The sequence below is a fragment of the bacterium genome, from assembly GCA_041648665.1.
Lineage (GTDB): Bacteria > UBA10199 > UBA10199 > 2-02-FULL-44-16 > JAAZCA01 > JAFGMW01.
Genome location: JBAZOP010000060.1, coordinates 1 through 17,614, shown reverse-complemented (window position 1 = coordinate 17,614; position 17,614 = coordinate 1). Strand labels below are relative to the sequence as shown.

The window sequence follows — 17,614 nt, the reverse complement described above, 5'->3', positions numbered from 1 at the left end:
GCGCGTCGATCCGGCCCGCGTCCTGCCGCCTGAGTACTTCCCCGTCAATGACGTGTGGCGGTACTATGCGCGGACGTGGTTTGGTTTCGGCATCGTGGATGATCGGTTCTGGTACTACTCGTCCAGCACGACCGCGCCGACGGTTGACTAGCATGGAGCAGGGGGGTGGGGCGACCTGCCCCCCACACTGAGAAAGGACAGATGATGAACGAACAGACACAGAAGGCGCTTGACTGGATGCGTGAGGTCGTCGGGCAGGCATTCACTGAGGCGCAGAACGGGGACACAACGCTGCTGAATAAGCTGGGCTTCTATCCCAGCACGCAGTACTACATCAATAACGTGCATGGGCGTAGCGAGGCCACGTTTACGCAGTGGGCAAACTGGCATCCGCAGCACTTGCGCGAGGTTGTGGCGCTGTATGAGGTCTACCAGCGCGAGCAGGAAGTCGCGGCGGCGGCGGAGCGCGTGGGCACGCTGGAAGCCAAGATGAACGAACTGACCGAGCAGTTGAAGGTGCTACTCGAAGCACAGACGCCCGCAGAAAAGCCTGCATCAAAGAAACGGGGCCGCCCACGCAAGATCGCCGAGGCTGAGGCGGTCACCGAGGAAGAACCGGACGAAGATGAGGCTGAAAAGCCCGAAGATGACGCCGAACAGGGGCAAGAAAAGCCGGAGGCTTCCGCCGACCAAGCGGAGGAGCCAGAAGCGGAGAGCTAAGCGATGGCCCTGACGACCGCTGAGCAGGTGCGTCTGCGCATTCAGGATAAGCCCACCATCTTTGATTCGACGCTGGCTGGGGATGGGTCTGCGACCATCTTTGGGCTGGGCGTGACGAACGTGGTCAGTGGCACGGCTTTCGTGCCGGGCGTGGGCGGCTGGACAGCGACGGGCGCGACGATAGACGCGACGGGCTTTGTGGCGTTCAGCGGAGCCATCTCTGCCAACAGCGCGTTCCGTGTGCGCGGCGTGCACACAATCTTCAGCAATGATGAGATCGGCCACTTTACCGCAGTGGGCGGGACGGTGGCCGGGGCCGCGCTGGAGGCGGTCAAGACGCTGATGTTCGATAGCCTGAAGCGGGCGAAGTGGGCCGCGCCGGATGGGACGGAGTATGACGACACTGCCGCGCAACAGCAGTTGCAGAAGCTGTACGAGCAACTGAACGAAGAGGTTAATGAGGGCGCGGTAGATGCTGGCGCGTATGCGTCCTGGGCATTGGGGCAGGAGGACTGGTAAAAGCACAATTGGACACGCCGCTATACACAAATCATGTTGCCGTGGTCAGCCGAGGCGACTTCCTTGTCACGCGTGAGGAAATGCTAGAGTTCGGACGTGCGCTCGTGGCTATCCTGGAAAACGATCATGATCCAGGTGTGTTCATTGTCTGGTTTCATGACAAGGTAGAGGTATTCCGCGCTACACCGGAAGCATTCAAGCTTGCGCTGGATAGCGGGGAAATCGAACTAGAGGGAAACCCGAATGACCTACCGGGGGCCAAACAGCAGCCGCATTAGCGGCCAGTTCGTCGGCGTGCAGTCCTACGCGGGCGCGACGGCCATCTGGCGGCACTACCTGAGCACCACGACGGGCACAGGAAGCGCGTACTGGGCGGGGGGCGGCGAAACGCGCACCTATGCCGAGCGCGTCATCACGGCGCTATGGGCCGCCCCGCAGGGCAATGAGAGCCGCTTCCGCGAGGTGCAACTGCCCGCCGGTCAGATGATGGCTGGGGACGCCGTGGTGAGCACGCTGGTTGCGCTGGGGCCGCTTGATGAGTTGATCTGGAACGGCGTGGCCTACCGCGTCGAGGGCGATAGCACGCCCACGCATATCGGCGGGCAGGTCTGGTATCGGACGGTACTGCGCCGGGGCGATACGACCGGTTAAGGCGCACAAGCGCCAGAAAGCGCGAGAGGAGATGCGTACGTGGTATGTGGTGCCTTCGCAAGGTGTTTTCTATCTGGAGCTTGAGCAAGCACAAAAGTCCGCGGGCTTTTGGCGCTTGATAGGTATGGGCGCGACATTCATAGCTGGTAAACCACTTGAAATAGGGCGGGTGTGGTATCAAACCAATGCCAGTCACTATGGTACCGGAATCGGTTATCTCCCTGAGCCAGCCATCATTGCCATTGAAGCAGAGTCAGGCGAAGAAGCAATGGCGATATTCTGGCAATGGAAAGCCCGAATAAAGAGAGAGAAGGGGTAAATGGCTCGACTTCTCATCTTCGGCGATTTCATCCCGACTGGCTTTGGCCGCATCTGTCGGGCTGCCGCGCTACACTTGGGACGGCAGGGGCACGAGATCATGGGCGCGTGTATCCAGTATGACGGGCTGCTGCCCCTGGGCTTGCCCTTCCATGTGGCGGCGCTGAACGGGCGGGATCACGGGGCAGCGCTGACGGGTATCTGGACGGCCTATCAGCCGGACGTGGTGCTTAGCGTGCAGGATTTCCCGTACCATATCATGGCCCGCCACGCGACGGGCATTGACTGGAGCACGACGGCACAGATAGTCATCACGCCCGTGGACGGGGTGCCAATCTATCGGGATTGGCTGGACAACGCCAAGCAGTTCGATGCACTCTTAACAATCAGCGAGTTCGGAGTAGAGGCGTTTCGCAAGGCGGGCGTTACGGCGGGGCTGTGCGCGCCGGGCGTGGATGTGGGCGAGTTTCACCGCCTGGACGACGCGACGCGGGCTGCGCTGCGTCAGAAGATGGGTCTGCCGGCGGACGCCTTTATCGTCGGTGTGATGGCCATGAACCAGGGCCGCAAGGCGTTTCCGAGCATGGTGCAGGGCTTCGCCGATGCATTCCCTGACGTGCCCAACGCCTACCTGTTTCTGGACTGTGAGAAGGTCAGTCCGGCGGGCTGGGACATCCCTAAGCAACTGATCGCCGAGTGCGGGCTTGACCCGGCACGTGTGCGCTACCGCGAGGATGCACTACGGGCGGGCGTGCAGAGTTTGAACGAACGCTACAACCTGTTGGACGTGCACATGGTCATCGCTCATCGTGAGGGGTTTGGCCTGCCACACATCGAGGCGATGGCAACGGGCATCCCAACGGTTGCGCTCGACTACTGTAGTGGGCGCGAGATCATCGGCGACCAGGAGCGCGGGCTACTGGTGCGCGCCAGGCCAGACGAGCTAGGCACCTGGGGCGGCGCGCGTGACTACAGCCCCGACATGGCGCACTTGGTTGAAGGGCTACGGGCGCTGTATGATCAGCCTGCCGAGCGGTTGGCAAAAGGCGCGAGGGCGCTGGAGTGGGCGAAGGGGCGCACCTGGGAAAAGGCGGCAAGTGCCGTAGCGGATATACTGGGTGCGGTCGTGACCCGGCGGGCCGCTGACCTGGAGCGCAAGCGCCAGAAACCCGCGCCTACGCCGACAGCGCAGCCGAGCATTCCGGCGGGCGTGGCCGGGCAATCCATCCATCTACATGCGCCGGTCTATGTGATGGCGAACGACCCGGCGGGCGTGGCAGCAGGCATTGGCAAGGCCGTCGGGCAGCAGGTCGAGTTGCTGGAGGGGAAGCGTGAGCACGCCGAGGCTTAGCGTCATCATCCCGGCCTATAACCATCTGGAGAAGGTCACGCGCTGCCTGCGGTTGGTGCGCGAGACGACCGACCCGGAGCTAACTGAGGTGTTGGTGCAGGATGATAGCAGCACCGAGTACAACGGGCCGCTGTCGCTGGGGCCGTGCTGCGAGCGGACAAACTACAATCTCGGCTTTGCGGGCAACTGCAACCAGGCGGCGAAGCGGGCAAAGGGCGAGGTGCTATTCTTCCTTAACCAGGACTGCTACCCGACTGCGGCGGGCTGGGATGCGACCCTTCTGGCGCTCTTTGACAGTCATGGCAAGGTAGGCGTTGTCGGGCCTACGCTGTTGTTTCCTGACGGCAAAGTCCAGTCAGTGGGCGGGCTATTTGACGGCGCTGGGCAGCCGTTCCACGAGGCGCTGGGCTATGGCAATCCCGATTGGGAGCCGATCAGCAAGGCGCGCAAGGTGTCTTGGGTTACGGGTGCGGCGCTGGCCGTCCGGCGCGGGCTGTGGAACATGCTGGGCGGGTTCGATACGGCCTACGGGCGCGGGTACTTTGAGGATGCCGATTTCTGTGTGCGCGCCCAACTGGAAGGCTACGAGGTCTGGCACGAGCCGCGCGTCCGGCTGGTGCACGAAGTGGGCAGCACGGGCGGCAATCCATCATTTGCCATGAACGCACGGACATTCAAAGCGCGTTGGGTAGACACGAAGGTTGTGGAGCCTGACGTGCCGGCAATCAAAGTGAGGTTCTGGGCATGAAACTGCTGATACTTGCCATTCACTGGCCTGTGGCCTCCGGGCGCTATGTGCTGGACGCGCTGCGGCGCATGGGGCATGATGCGCGGTCTGCCGGGCCAGTGCCGGAGCCGCCCAACGCCATCTGGGGCGGTCAGGTTGATCCACGCCACATCTGGACGCCCTCGGAGATTGACGAGGGCTGGACGCCGGACGCCGTGCTGATCATGGACTCGAACATGGGGGCCGAGCGCAGCGGCGATATGCCCTGGGTCGTGTATGGCGTAGATAACCATGTACGCGATTACGGGCAGTTTGATGTGGATCACCTGTTCCTGGCGCACGGGCACGGGGCGCGCATCGGTGAGACTAACGTGACGTGGCTGCCCTGCGGCTATGACCAGGTGGCCTTCAAGCCCGGCCCGGCCTGGAGCAAGCGTCACTACGACGCGGCGATGCTGGCGGTCATGTACGGGCCGCGCGCCGAATTGCTGTATGCGCTGCGCGACATTCCGGCGCTGCGCATGGCCTACGGCACGGGCGCGGTGTATGACCAGTACGCGGCGGTCTACCAGAACAGCAAGATCAGCCTCGTGCGCAGCGCGGCGGGTGACGTGGCCCAGCGCGTTTGGGAGACGGCGGCGATGGGCTGCCTGGTCGTCATGGATGAGTGCCCTGACTGCGAGGCGCTGGGGCTGGTCAATGGGCAGAACTGCCTACTGTACCAGGATACGGCGGGCGCGGTCGAGCAGGTGCGCTGGGCGCTGGAGCACTCGGTGGATGCTGAGCGCATTGCAAAGGCGGGGCAGAAGTGGGCCACGCCGGGGACATGGGACGCACGAGCACAGGTGATTGTGGATTGGCTGCAGACGCAGCAGAAAGCGGCGGAGACAAGTGACGACCAAGCGCGGGATTAACCTGGGTTGCGGGAGAGTGATACTGCCCTGCGAACAGCCGAAGCGTCACCGGCTGCTCCCGGCAGAGATGTACACTGACCCGGATGTAGCTTGGGATAACGCGGACTGGAACGGGCTGGAGGGCGTCAATAAGGTTGTGGATTTGTTCGATTACCCATGGCGCGAGAGCGATGGCGCGGTGCTGCCCGATAATACCTATGACTATGCCATCGCCTCGCACATTGTGGAGCACATTCCGCACCACATCGTGTGCAACGGGCGGCTTGTGACATGGCACCCGGAGTGGCAGGACGGTTGGTTTGCGTGGTTTTCGGAACTGCATCGCATCATGAAGCCGGGCGGAACGGCGTGGATATTGGCCCCGTTCGCCTGGTCTAACAGCGGGATCAGCGACCCAACGCATACGCGATACATCACGTTTGCCACGTTCGGCTACCTGAAACCACCAGAAGGGGACGGGTCACCGTTCGTCTACCGACAGAACGGGCACTGGGACTTCGACATCGAACGCGACATCTGGTATTCGCCGCACGAGGACGCGGTGCGGGTTGTCGAGGCGCAGACGCAGATCATGTACGACCCGGACACGAAGCTGGACGATGCGCTGTTCCAACAGGCCGTGTACCGGAGTTCAATCGGGCGGATTAACGCGATTGTTGAACTGTGTATCAAGATGACGGCGGTGAAAGATGCGCATCCAGGTTGACGCCAGGCAGTTGCATGAGGAACGCCGCTACACCGAGCAGCAGGCTAAAAAGATCGTTGTGTCCTGCAAGCGGCGGCTGCGCGAGACATCGCTGGCGACGGAGCGCAGCATTAAGCAGCACGGCGAGATGTTCTCAATGCCGCGCGACACGGGGCGGGCCGCCGCCTCGTGGGGGCACTGGGCACCGGGACTGCTGAGGGCGGATGCGAAGGGGGCCAGCCCTGGCGACGCCGTATGGGAAGAGAAGGACAACGGTCTGACCATTGTGCAGGGGTCGAATGTGCCCTACATCGAGGACCTGAACGCGGGGCATAGCGAGCAGCAATCAGCGGGCTTCCTTGACCGCGCTGAGGAACACGCTATGCGGCTGCTGGACAAGTACATTGATGAAATCATGGGGGAGTTCTAGCGGTGACGTTCTCGCACACGACCGGGCAATACAACGTTCTGGGCACGCTTTACGCCTGGCTACAGGGTGCGTTGACCGGCAACAAGCCGCCCCTGCTGAGTAGCGTTACGCTGGTTGTGGAGAACCCGCAAGACCCGATGGGCAACGCGACGCTGCCCTGCTACTCGGTGCACTATCTGGGCGCGGATACCGGGCCGTCTCCGTACCAGGGCGGGCGCGTGGACGATGGATCAGGCGAGCAGAAGTTCGGCATTGTGGAAGTAAACGCTTGGGCCACGCGGCGCGACGCCAACTGGCGGGCGCAACTGGCGCAGATGCAGGATGCGCTGACGAAGGCGGTGATCAGTCTGCGCAGCACGGGCAGCGCGCTAATCATAAAAGACTTTTACACCAATGCGGCGGCTCCAGGCAATGTCAGCTACCGCATCGTTATTGACAGGGTAGAGGCGCGGACGCCGCCCTATGACCCAAACCCGGACATCGAGCGGCGGCGGATGTTACTTTACTTCAGTTGGATAGAGCGAGCATAGGCGACAAGGAGTCAGATCATGCCAGAAGTCAGGAATCGTTACGAGGGTGCGCTGCGCTGGGTACAGGCCAGTGGCAGCGGGTCGGGATGGGTCACGGCGAGTGGTGCGCCGACGGCGCTGATGGGCTTCGTCCGCAACTTCACCTGGACGAGCGCCAATACCATCGCTACCATCTCAGACCGGGGTATTCCGAACCATCACAAGCTGGTTAGCAAAGAGGCCATCAACGGCTCGTTTGACGTGGCCTGGGCTGCTACGGCCCAGTTTCCCAACCCGTCGGCGGAGGCGGGGGCATCGGTGCCGATGGTGCATCTGGAACTGAAGATGACCGCGCCAGAAGCGGGGGCTGCTTTCTTCTACCAGTTCCATGGGGCTGCCCTCACGCAGCGTCAGTTCACCGAGGGCGATCAGGAGAACGCCCTGAGCTTTCAGTTTGTGGCGCTGGCGATGAACGGCCCGACGGCGAGCGGGTACATCGGCTAAATGGCCGAGACCTTCGCCTGGCCCGAAGGTACGATGTACCTCTGGACGGGCAGCGCGACGGCCTCGGCTGTTGTCGCCTATGCCGAGAGCGTCTTCGGCACGCTGGCCTATGGTGTGGACAACTTCCGCACTTTGGATGGTGCCTACCACAATCTGTGGACAGGCCAGCGTGCCGACGTATACATTGGCGCGATGTATACGACAGACCTGCTCGCCCTGCGCAAGTTCGCTGATGCACAAACGGGCGTGTTTCTGCACCTGAAGCACAGCGGATACCAGGGAAGTGCCGGGTATTTTCTGTACAGCGGGGCGATTAACTCGGTGGGGCTGGCGGGGCGTGAAGGGGATGTCTATCGGCTTACGTTCTCCTATCAGGCGAACGCATGGAGCGCGTACTAGGCGCGCTAGAAAGGCTCAGCATGGCGAAGGAAACGCGCAAGGCGACGCTGGACGACCTGCGTTCTGACGGCGCATTGCATGAGTATGAGGTGACGACACCATCCGGTGAGCGACTGCTGTTTGAGATGCGCGCGCTGACGCCCGATGAGGCGTTGGATGCACTGCGCATTGTGGGCGAGCCGCCGGAAGCGCCGTACACAGACGAGTTCTTTACCGACCCGGATGGCAAGGTCACGCGCAAGCGCGATTTCCGCGACCCCGGCTATCTGCACGCACTACAACGCTACCGGATGCGTCAGATGCACGCGCAGATTCTGGCGTGCTGGGCGATAGATGTGCCGGGCGAGACGACGGACGAAAAGCTGGCGTACATCGCCGGGCTGGACAACTGGGCAGTGTCGGCGCTGTGGAAGATCACCAACCAGCTTATCGAGACGGCGGAGGAAGACATCCGTCATCGGCCCTTTCGACGGGCTTAGGTGGCTAGTCTACCGCATCTGCGACCGCATGAAGTGGAGCCTGAGCGAGTTCAAGGCGCTGCCGCCCGATGAGCGCATGGACTGGCTGGCCTATGAGTACCAGCGGCAGAAGAGTATAGGCGACTTGATAAACCGGGCCTATGAGCAGGGCGAGAGCGGCAAGGTGGACGCGACGGTCGTGTCCGCCTACGCGCTGCTGGCGCTGCTGCGCTACGGGTAGGGCTGAATGGACAGACGACGCACCATCACGCTTAGCGTGAAAGATGACTTCAGTAAACAACTGAGGGAATATGCGCGCGGCATGGATAGCGCGAATCAGGCCACCGAGCGGCTGGGCAGTCGTGGCTCTCGCAGCGTGCTCGACATGGCGCAGAACCTATTTTATCTCGGCAACAGCGCCAAGATAGTCTATGGCGCTTTTCAGCAGGTGCTCGGCACTGCCCAAGAGTGGGCGCGCATGGGTGCGCAAGCTGAACGCAGCGCCTACGCCCTGCGCGTCTATGCGGGCAGTGCTGAGGAAGCTGAACGCTGGACTGTAGCTATTCAGACGGCCATGCGCGGCACAGTTACCGAAGGCGAAGCGGCTGCGCAAGCCTATATGCTCATGAAGTTCGGCTTGGCTGACAGCGCAGAGGCGGCGGGCAAGTTTGCCAGAATGCTGTCAGTTGTGGCGGCGGCGAACCCGCAGCTGGGCGGCACTGAAAATGCGCTTAGTCAGATTCAATTGACGCTCGCCAATATGTCATTCATGCGCCTTGACCAGCTGGGCCTCAGCGTGGATCAGGTCAAGCGGCGCATGGAAGAGTTGCAAAGTGCCATGCCTGGGCTGTCGCGCGAGGCCGCGTTCCAGGAAGCCGTGATCGATGGGCTGAAGGAACAGGCGGACAAGCTCGGCGAGGGCATGGCCAACGTCACGCTGAAGCAAGACCAGCTATCCGCCAGATCGCGTGAATTTAAAGAAAAAGTAGGGACAAATGTCAACGACGTGCTAGAGAGTGCGGCGAGCGCTGCGCTTGATTTATGGAATTGGTTTGAACTGCTAACCGCGCACGACTGGCAAATTGTTATGAAAGTCACGATGGAGGCAATTGCGGGAGAAACGCTGGGCATTCCGAGAGAAGACATCAGCGACGCCGCGTGGGCCGCAGAGTGGTTGGCCAAAGTTGTCGCCACCGACTTTTTCGAGGGCTTCATGACTGACGCCGGGCGCGAGGCGGCTGCGAGAGCCAGACAACAAGAATTGCGCACCAGGGCGGGATTGCCGGCCTTCTGGAACCCGATTTCTGAGCAGTGGCAGGCCGAGCCATATGTGCCGGTTGCGCCGGGCGCGCAGCTGGGGGCTACAGTTCAGCCGGATATCTTTGGAAAGTATAGTCCTGCTGAGTTGGAAGCTCTGCGCGCCTATGGAGACATGATTGCCCGTATGGATCAGCGTGGCGTTCCAATGCAGCGTCAGCAAACCTGGAACTGGGGCGCGATGGCACCGACGTTTAATTTCATGGAGCGTCAGAGGCGCGCGGGCACATTCGGCTTGCTTTTCAGTGAGGCACAACGCCAGCAGCAGCAGGAGATTGAACGCTTCCAGCGCTGGGCCGCAGGAATGAGACCGGGCGGTGGCATTGACTGGGAAAGCACATTGGCCGGGATGCAGCGGACGGCGTGGCGTCCCACCGCCGAGTCCGGCGGTATGTGGGGCCGGGCGATGGGCCTTGCGGATGAGCGCGCTGAGGAGCGCGCAGAAAAGACCGCGCGCAGCCTGGAGCGCATCACCGAGGCGGCAAGCAAGCTGAGTGCTGAGGCACAGCGGGCGGGCAAGTCGCTAGACGAAATCTGGGGCATTGCGCCGACGGCCTTTGACTCGTCGCTGTACCAGAAGGCTGGCGAGGCGCTGCGCGAGTACGGGGTGAGCGCTGAAAAGTCGGAAGAGGCCATGCGCTACATGGCGCTGGCTACGGGCGAGGCCAATGCACAAAGTGAGATTTTCGCGCTACGGGCAAACGCGGCGGCTGAGGCACTGGCGCGCGGGGAGTTTGGCGCAGCAGATTTCGCCGTGCAAATGGGATTGCTGGCGCGTGAAGACTGGTCGTGGGTAGATCGGCTGGTACGGATTCCTACAGACGCGCGTGGCCTTGAGCAATATGTGCAGTTGATAGAGCGTTTAGCGAGCGGGCAAATCAGGCTTGACGACATCACTCGGGTGACCAATACCGTTCAGGAGGGTATAAGCCGTTTCCAAGAACTTGTCTTTGGCCCACAGCAAGAGGAAGACCCATTGCAGCCTCTTAAGGACAGTTATGATAGCTTAACTGAACATGCCGAGCAGCGATGGCAAAACATGGAAAGCTATATGACCGCCTGGGTCGATCTATCAACTTTGCAGGTGCGCGGCTGGAAAGAATCATTCGTCCGCGAGATTGTAGACGTAGAAACGCGCTTGAACACCATGACCTCACGGCCCTGGTCTGTGACCATCACGTCATCGTTCACAGAAGGCAGCGCGGGCACGACGACAAGCGGCGGGCGGACATTGGGCGGGCGCGCTATCCCGGAGTTTCAGCGCGGCGGCTACACCGGCGACGGGCCACCCGGACAGATTGCGGGCGTGGTACACCGGGGTGAGTATGTGCTGTCACAGGATATGCTGCGCAAGATGCGCCAGGGGCAGCGCGCGCCGGACTTCCCGCGCATGGGGCCGATGATAGGCGGCGGGGGTGGGGGCGTGACTATCACCGGGCCAATCCATGTACACGGCGTTCAGAATGCCGCGCAACTGCTGGGCGAACTGAAGCGCGAGGCGGCGCGTAAGAACACGCGTCTTGTGGAGGCAATGTCGTGACCGCAATCATCCTAGATGGCACGGACATCACCGCCTACGTGCGCAGTTGCGAAATCGTCACGGGGTTCAGCGACCCGTTGCAACACGTCGCCGATGTGGGCACCTGCTATCTGGTGGTCAACAATGAGGATAGGCGCTTCTCGCCTAACAATACGAGTAGCCCGCTCTTTTCGTCGCTGCTACCCTATCGCCCGGTCGTGGTCACTGAGGGCGCGATCACGCTGTTTACGGGCGTTGTGCAGAGTATCCGCCCGGAGCCGGGACAGTACGGGAACCGGCAATGCACCATCGAATGCGTTGACCTGCTAGGCGTGCTGCAAAATCACCTGATCAGCCTGCCGCTCCAAGAGGGCCAAAGTCCCGGCTATCTACTGCGCCTGATTACCAGTGCAGCGCTGCGCGGGGCGCGGGCAACAGGTAGCATCACATTCAGCGCCGCGCCGTCGGCAAACGACACGGTGACGATTGGCGACATAACGTATACGTTCAAGGTCACACCGAGCGCGGCCTATGAAGTGAAGATAGGCGCGAGCGCAACAGAAGCGGCGGCCAATCTTGAGGCGGCCATTCACACGACAGGGGAAGACCAGATCAGTGGCGCATATGGCGCGGGCACCGAGAAACACCCAGATGTAACCGCCGCAAATGAGGGGGCGGCAGGAGCCAGCGGAGGCACGGCCACAGTGCCGGGGGCAGTCAATGGTTATGATTATTTTGGCAAGCTAGCAGGCATTAACTATCAGCGTGCACAGAAATTTACTCCGGATACAGGGAGCCTCGATGCATTTTCTGTGACGCTAGAACAGACGGCTTATGATACAACCAATATCACCTGGGAGATTCAGACGGATGCTGGCGGTGTGCCTAGCGGCACGGTAATAGCGACTGGCACATTTGCCCCCTACACTGGTGTAAAGACGGTGAGCGGCATCGGTGGGCCGGTATTATCTGCTGAGCAAAATTATTGGTTGGTACTACGCAAAGTGATCCCTTTTGGTTTTGGTTCGGCAGATGATTATTCTGGACTCGGAGGCTATTTTGATGCGGGTGGAATTGATCCGCCCCATGAAGCATTGAAAACGGGCAGTGGTTCCTGGAGTGTTTATAGTACGCGGCGCGCCCCTATGTCCGTCACCACTGCCGCCGTCTCCGGCGCAACAGTCAATCTCACCGCCGTCGCGCGCGGGGCGTGGGGCAACAGCATCGCGCTAGCCAAGAGCGGGGCGAACATTGCGGTCAGCGGCGCAACGATGAGTGGCGGAGTAGATGAACCGGCGGGGCTGATTGATTTCGACACGGGCCAGCGCACCATTGACATTGCCGGGGATACCTGGCGTGATGACACAACTAACGCGCTTACAGCCATCACCGAGGTTGCCGAGTCTGAGTGGGGCTACTTCTGGTGCGCGCGCGATGGGACGCTGACCTTCCGTGACAATCTGTATCCGTTTAATTTGGCAAACCGGGCCGCCGACCTGGAGTTGAATGAAGAACACAACTACCAGGATACCGTCATGTCGGCAGAGGACATCATCAATCGTGCGGTCGTGTCCTATGTACCGCGTGGTAGCACAACCAGCGGCGTGATTGCCCGCGCGCAGCAAATCTTGGCGGTGCCGGGGCGCGGCACGGTGGGCAGCACCAGTTCCAACTATCAGCGCTGGAACCCGTCCGACGATGTGACTCAGGCGTTCGGGTCGCGCACCTACACCATTCCCTATGTGGACGTGAGCACGGGGCAGATTGTCGGCGCGCGCAGTCTCGTGCTGCCCCTGGTGCCCGGCACGGATTACAGCGTCTATGATACGCAGGATAAGTCGGGCTACAACTACACCAACAGCAAGCGCGTCAAGTTCAGTTTGGCGGTCACGGGTGGCGGCATCGAAGTGCACATGACTAACACGGCGACAGGCACGCTATATGTGCACGACCTGCAAGTGCGCGGCGTGGGGGTGATTGCCTACGACCCGCTAAACCTGGTCATTGACGACACGGTGAGCCAAGAGGACTACGGGCGGCGCGTGCGCGACGTGAGCATTCCGCTGCAGATAGACGGCGGAGACGCCTTCGCCGAGCAAGTGGGGAGGTTCTTGCTGGCGCGCTGGGCTATCCCGCTGGCGCGCGTGCCCGCCGTCTATTTTGAGGGCGTGGAAACGGTTGGCGCGGTGAACCTGTACACGATAGAGGTCGGCAGTGTGGTAGAAGTTACGGAAACACAAACGGCGCTGAGCGCTGAGCGCCACCGCGTGCTGGGCATAGCCTACAGCCTGCACGAGAAAGCCGCACCACGCATTACATTTCTGCTGGCCCCGCTCACCGGCAACACCTATCTGACGTTGGACGATGCGGTGCTGGGGCTGCTTGACCAGAACCGCCTGGTATTGTAGGAAACGAGACGATGACTTACACGATCCCGAAAACATGGGTGGTTGATGAGGTGCTGGGCGCGACGGACATGAACACCTATGTTCGCGATAACATAGCCGCGCTGAAAGACCCGCCGTCGTTTCTGACTGCTTTTGCCAGTGGCGCGCTGGTGTTGAGCACGACAGCCACCACATTCACGGCCATCTCGTCAGCGCTGAGCGCCTCGCTGGGCACCTATGGCGGGGACATTATGGTATTCATTCAGCTACAGTTGGCAGGCGATACAGACACACGGCGTATCTCTCTAGATTGGCTGGTCAATGGCACGGCCTTATATGGGGCCTATGCGTTCGGGGCAGGACGTGCGCGGCCCGGCATAACGACGGCCACAACGGGCAATACGACAGTCTTCGGGCCACTACTGGTCACAGGGCTGGCGAGTGGCACTCATGTTTTCCAGCCCGTGTGGAAAACGGAAGCGGGGACGGCGTTTACCTGGGCCACGACGGGCGCTGCGCCGATCATCATGTGGGTGCGGGAAGTGAGCTAGACCCGCCCGGCGCGCCGAGGGGCGACGCGCAGAGCGGGCATTGAAATTGTAGCACGCCCCGATATAGGTGGGGGGATGAATGTTCGGACTGGCGACTGAGATTGTAGACACTGACGGCCTGTGGCACATCATCCAGCAGGCGGGCACACCGCTGCTGTTCGTGGTGAGCGTGGCCCTGGGCGTTGGCCTCGGCTACTGGCTGGTAGCGCGCGGGCCTATGGGCAAGGCGCTACAGACAGCTGGCGCTGCGTTAGAGGAGAACGCTAGGGCATTTACCACGTTGATGAGGACGATCACCGACCAGAACGGGCAGATTATCGCGCTACAGAACAGCGTAGATGAGGCGCTGGACGCCAAGCGCGCCATGCGCAAGGAACTTGATGACGCCGAGAAGCGCATGGCCCTGCGCGACGCTGAGCATGTAACGGAACTGGAGCGCGTGCGCTGCGAGTTTGCGGCGAAGGTGGCGGAGTTGGAAAAGGCGGTAGCGGCGCGGGATAAGCGCATCGGCGACCTGGAGCGCAAGCTGGCGGCGAAGGATGCGCGCATTGACGAACTGCTGGCGCGCATTGACGAGCTTGAGAAGGCGCACCACGAGGAACTGGAGAAGGCGCTGACCGACCGGGTGCACGTTGAGGAGAAGCTGGCCGCGCTACAGGCGAAAGTGAACCACGCGCAGGCGGTGAGTGAGGCGGCAGCAGAAGACTGCGCTGAGACGGACGCGGGCAAGGGCGCGCCTGATGGCGCGAGTGAGGGAGGTTGACATGGGGCGGTCACTGCCGATTCTGGGCGTGCCGGGGGTGTTGGGCGAGCACAAGAGGACACTCATCATAACTGACTTTACTCAATCCCTCGGCGCGGAACTGCTGACCAATCCGGACTTCTCGGCCTGGACGGACGATAACCCGGACGGGTGGACGGTCCTGTACGAAAGTGGTGGAAACCCTGAAGCGACTGAGCGCGACCCTGACCAAACACATGCGGACGCGAAGACCGTAGGCGGGGCACTGAATCTTTACAATACTACGGGCGCAAATGTCCCTCGGGTCCAGCAGACCGTCCTCACCGTAGGTCATTGGTACGAAGTTGACCAATTTGTGACTGCGTGGGCAGTGGGCTATCTTCAGGTTTTTATAAGTCCCTGGTACCGACAGTATAACGAAGCACGCCATGCACGCGACATAATGCGCTCAGACACAACGGCTGCCGTTATACTTATTAGTGGCCTACTTGGTGACGCGACGATTGATAGCATTTCAGCGAAGCGCATCACCCTGAACGCGCAACAGACCATGCCCGCCGACGCCATCATTGACTTCACCTACGCGCTGCCTGTTTCACCTGTCGCCGGAGATACAATTAACGTATTCTACCGCATCAGCGGCGCCTCGCTTGAGGCGGCCTACACCTGCTGGCGGGCATACATTCGGCGCAACGACGCCAACACCAACTGGGACTTTCGCCTGGACAGCGTGAGCGCAGGCACAGCCACCAACCGCATCAACGCGACGTACGTGGGTGATGTTATCGGCATCCGTGTGCAGTGCGCGGGCAGCCTGCACGACTTTTGGACGACGGTGAACGGCACGGACTGGACGAAGCGTGGGGCGCAGATTAATGTGTCGCACAATGATACGCAGACGGGGGTCAACACAGTCTATAGCTCACAGGCTACGCCGACGAAGTTGACGGTGACGCCGCTGTAGGAGAGACAAGTATGGCAACCTACCAAGCGAAAGTTCTCACGCCCTGGCGCTCGGAGCCGGGCCGCAACGACATGCTGGTGGCTGAGGAATATCCCGCCGCATGGACGGACATCACCTGGCAGGCTGATCCGCTCATCGGCGCGGACAGGCTCAACCGCCTGGTCGCGCTTGGCGAAGGGCTGAGCGCGACGCAGGTGGCGGCTATCCGTACTGACGCCCGTTTCGCCGTGCTGTCTGTGCAGGACGAAGCCGGGGGCGCACCGCCACCCGCGCTCGAACCGCTGGAGACGATGCGGACGGAACTCGCCGCCGTGCTGTCGTCAGACGTGGCCCGGCTGGTGGTCGAAGACGTTGTACCGGCCACTGCCGACGCGCTGGTAAGCACTGTCAAAGAGGTAGTGCTACATCCGCCCTGGCAGGTCGGATTGGCAGTGACGGTAGGCCAAGTCTTCTATCGGACGGGCAACCTGTACGAGGTCATTCAGGGCCACACGACGCAGGCGGATTGGCCGCCTGAACGGGCGCCTGCTTTGTTCAAGCGCTACTATGAGCCAACCGACGATCCCTGGCCCTGGGTGCAACCCCTGGGCGCACACGACGCCTATCCGCTCGGCGCACGAGTGACACACGGCGGATATACCTGGCGGAGCAATATCGCGGCGAACGTGTGGGAGCCGGGCAGTGTAGGTGCCGAGGCGCTGTGGGAGAACTTGACTCCACCGCCCCCGCCCCCGCCGTTGGCTGCCTGGGCCTATCCAGTGGCTTACAAGGGCGACAACACACAGGGCGCGGGGAATGGTGACATTGTAACCTACAACGGGCGGCGCTACCGCTGCTGGCAGACCCACACGTCACAGGCGGGATGGACGCCGACCGCTGTCCCGGCGCTGTGGATTGACCTGGGGCCGATATAACTAGAGGAGTGAGGCATGGACATCGAACTGGCAGGTAAATCGCAAGACGCGCTGGAGATTATCATCAGCGTATTCGTCCCGACGTTCGTGGCGCTCGTCTCGCTGGCCGTGCTCGCGCTGGCCGGGGCAGGAGTGTGGGCGTCCGTCCAGAAGGTGGCGCGGCAGGTGAGACCGCTGGTAGACGAGCCGGACGACTATATCATCGTCACTCTGGACGGTATCGGCGAGTGGGCGCTAAACCGCAAGCTCGATGAGGCGTATATCTCGAAGCTGCTGACGGCCACGGTCGACGCCATCATCGGGCAGCGAGAAGTGGCGCGTGAGGTGGAACTTGGCGACGCAGCGAAATAAGCGCTCTCTGGACGCCATGCTCAAGGTCATCGCGCCGTATGTCTGCCCGCGCCAGATCGTGGAGTGGCGCACGGCGGGGCAGTGGCGAGCATCCCCGCAGCGAAGTAAGCGACTGGACGCCATGCTCAAAACCAGCGCGCCGCTGCTGCCATGAAGCGCAAGGCGTACAAGCGCACTCGTAACCGCGCTCGCCGTCACTTCGAAAAGTGGACGTATCTGCTCGGCCTGGGCTGGTGGGATGTTGAGGTGCACTGGTATGACAGCGGCAAGGCATTTCGCAAGGCCAGTGGTGCGACGGGCCGGAACGTTGCCATGCGCATCAACGCTGACTGGCGCTATGCGGCGGCAACCATCCATGTGAACGTCCCCGCGCTGGCGGGGCTATCAGACGAGGAACTGGAGCGCGGCGTGGTGCATGAACTGTGCCACGCGCTGGTGAATGAGATGCGCGAACAGGGTATAGACCATGAGGAGCGAGTCGTGACGATGCTGAGCAAGGCGTTTATGTGGGTGAGGAGTTTGCGCAATGCGCCGGATACTGAGTAGCCTCTGTGCGGCGCTACTGCTCGCCGGGTGTTCGTTCGTTGTCACCGTGGATGATGCCAGCTACCGTGTCAGCGTCCGCCCGCTGGTGCCGTCGCCGACTGGCACGCCGCTGCCCAGCCTCACGCCGACGGCGACGGT

General features: G+C 61.6%; 23 protein-coding genes. All 23 read left to right on the top strand.

Going from position 1 to position 17,614, the window contains the following annotated elements; genetic code table 11:
- Positions 1-204: 204 nt before the first annotated feature.
- Positions 205-720 carry a hypothetical protein gene (locus WC683_14615; protein ID MFA4973842.1) on the top strand — a complete coding sequence of 172 codons (516 nt, stop codon included), beginning with the start codon at positions 205-207 and terminating at the stop codon, positions 718-720.
- A 27-nt stretch (positions 721-747) separates the two neighbouring features.
- Positions 748-1,239, top strand: coding sequence for a hypothetical protein (locus tag WC683_14610; protein MFA4973841.1), 492 nt, complete (start codon positions 748-750; stop codon positions 1,237-1,239).
- A gap of 243 nt (positions 1,240-1,482) precedes the next feature.
- A complete protein-coding gene (locus WC683_14605; protein MFA4973840.1) occupies positions 1,483-1,890 on the top strand; it encodes a hypothetical protein in 408 nt (135 codons plus the stop codon).
- 31 nt (positions 1,891-1,921) lie between these two features.
- The gene (locus tag WC683_14600) at positions 1,922-2,209 is read left to right on the top strand and encodes a hypothetical protein (GenBank protein ID MFA4973839.1); all 288 of its coding nucleotides are present in this window, start codon (positions 1,922-1,924) and stop codon (positions 2,207-2,209) included.
- On the top strand, positions 2,210-3,559 hold the full coding sequence (locus WC683_14595; protein MFA4973838.1) for a glycosyltransferase family 4 protein: 1,350 nt from the start codon (positions 2,210-2,212) through the stop codon (positions 3,557-3,559).
- Positions 3,540-4,307 (top strand): glycosyltransferase family 2 protein, encoded by a 768-nt coding sequence (locus tag WC683_14590; GenBank protein MFA4973837.1) that lies wholly within the window; start codon positions 3,540-3,542, stop codon positions 4,305-4,307. The genes WC683_14595 and WC683_14590 overlap by 20 nt, the downstream gene beginning before the upstream one ends.
- The gene (locus WC683_14585; GenBank protein ID MFA4973836.1) at positions 4,304-5,200 is read left to right on the top strand and encodes a glycosyltransferase; all 897 of its coding nucleotides are present in this window, start codon (positions 4,304-4,306) and stop codon (positions 5,198-5,200) included. Before WC683_14590 ends, WC683_14585 begins: the two co-directional genes overlap by 4 nt.
- Positions 5,178-5,906 carry a class I SAM-dependent methyltransferase gene (locus tag WC683_14580; GenBank protein MFA4973835.1) on the top strand — a complete coding sequence of 243 codons (729 nt, stop codon included), beginning with the start codon at positions 5,178-5,180 and terminating at the stop codon, positions 5,904-5,906. Before WC683_14585 ends, WC683_14580 begins: the two co-directional genes overlap by 23 nt.
- The gene (locus WC683_14575; GenBank protein ID MFA4973834.1) at positions 5,890-6,315 is read left to right on the top strand and encodes a hypothetical protein; all 426 of its coding nucleotides are present in this window, start codon (positions 5,890-5,892) and stop codon (positions 6,313-6,315) included. The genes WC683_14580 and WC683_14575 overlap by 17 nt, the downstream gene beginning before the upstream one ends.
- A 2-nt stretch (positions 6,316-6,317) precedes the next feature.
- On the top strand, positions 6,318-6,845 hold the full coding sequence (locus WC683_14570; GenBank protein ID MFA4973833.1) for a hypothetical protein: 528 nt from the start codon (positions 6,318-6,320) through the stop codon (positions 6,843-6,845).
- 18 nt (positions 6,846-6,863) lie between these two features.
- Positions 6,864-7,328, top strand: a complete 465-nt coding sequence (locus WC683_14565) for a hypothetical protein (protein ID MFA4973832.1) — start codon at positions 6,864-6,866, stop codon at positions 7,326-7,328.
- Positions 7,329-7,727 carry a hypothetical protein gene (locus WC683_14560; protein MFA4973831.1) on the top strand — a complete coding sequence of 133 codons (399 nt, stop codon included), beginning with the start codon at positions 7,329-7,331 and terminating at the stop codon, positions 7,725-7,727.
- Positions 7,728-7,747: 20 nt separating this feature from the next.
- Complete coding sequence (locus tag WC683_14555) at positions 7,748-8,206, top strand: hypothetical protein (GenBank protein MFA4973830.1); 459 nt, start codon at positions 7,748-7,750, stop codon at positions 8,204-8,206.
- 28 nt (positions 8,207-8,234) lie between these two features.
- A complete protein-coding gene (locus WC683_14550) occupies positions 8,235-8,426 on the top strand; it encodes a hypothetical protein (protein ID MFA4973829.1) in 192 nt (63 codons plus the stop codon).
- 6 nt (positions 8,427-8,432) lie between these two features.
- Positions 8,433-11,042 carry a hypothetical protein gene (locus WC683_14545; GenBank protein ID MFA4973828.1) on the top strand — a complete coding sequence of 870 codons (2,610 nt, stop codon included), beginning with the start codon at positions 8,433-8,435 and terminating at the stop codon, positions 11,040-11,042.
- Positions 11,039-13,429, top strand: a complete 2,391-nt coding sequence (locus WC683_14540) for a hypothetical protein (GenBank protein ID MFA4973827.1) — start codon at positions 11,039-11,041, stop codon at positions 13,427-13,429. Before WC683_14545 ends, WC683_14540 begins: the two co-directional genes overlap by 4 nt.
- A gap of 11 nt (positions 13,430-13,440) precedes the next feature.
- Complete coding sequence (locus WC683_14535) at positions 13,441-13,959, top strand: hypothetical protein (protein ID MFA4973826.1); 519 nt, start codon at positions 13,441-13,443, stop codon at positions 13,957-13,959.
- Positions 13,960-14,038: 79 nt separating this feature from the next.
- Positions 14,039-14,722: a hypothetical protein gene (locus tag WC683_14530; protein MFA4973825.1), complete on the top strand. Its 684-nt coding sequence runs from the start codon at positions 14,039-14,041 to the stop codon at positions 14,720-14,722.
- Between the two features lies 1 nt (position 14,723).
- Positions 14,724-15,665, top strand: coding sequence for a hypothetical protein (locus WC683_14525; GenBank protein MFA4973824.1), 942 nt, complete (start codon positions 14,724-14,726; stop codon positions 15,663-15,665).
- A gap of 11 nt (positions 15,666-15,676) precedes the next feature.
- Entirely contained in the window at positions 15,677-16,579 is a 903-nt protein-coding gene (locus WC683_14520; protein MFA4973823.1) for a carbohydrate-binding protein, read from the top strand.
- Between the two features lie 15 nt (positions 16,580-16,594).
- Positions 16,595-16,930, top strand: coding sequence for a hypothetical protein (locus WC683_14515; protein MFA4973822.1), 336 nt, complete (start codon positions 16,595-16,597; stop codon positions 16,928-16,930).
- A complete protein-coding gene (locus WC683_14510) occupies positions 16,911-17,084 on the top strand; it encodes a hypothetical protein (GenBank protein ID MFA4973821.1) in 174 nt (57 codons plus the stop codon). The genes WC683_14515 and WC683_14510 overlap by 20 nt, the downstream gene beginning before the upstream one ends.
- Entirely contained in the window at positions 17,081-17,476 is a 396-nt protein-coding gene (locus WC683_14505; GenBank protein MFA4973820.1) for a hypothetical protein, read from the top strand. The genes WC683_14510 and WC683_14505 overlap by 4 nt, the downstream gene beginning before the upstream one ends.
- The last annotated feature ends 138 nt before the right edge of the window (positions 17,477-17,614 follow it).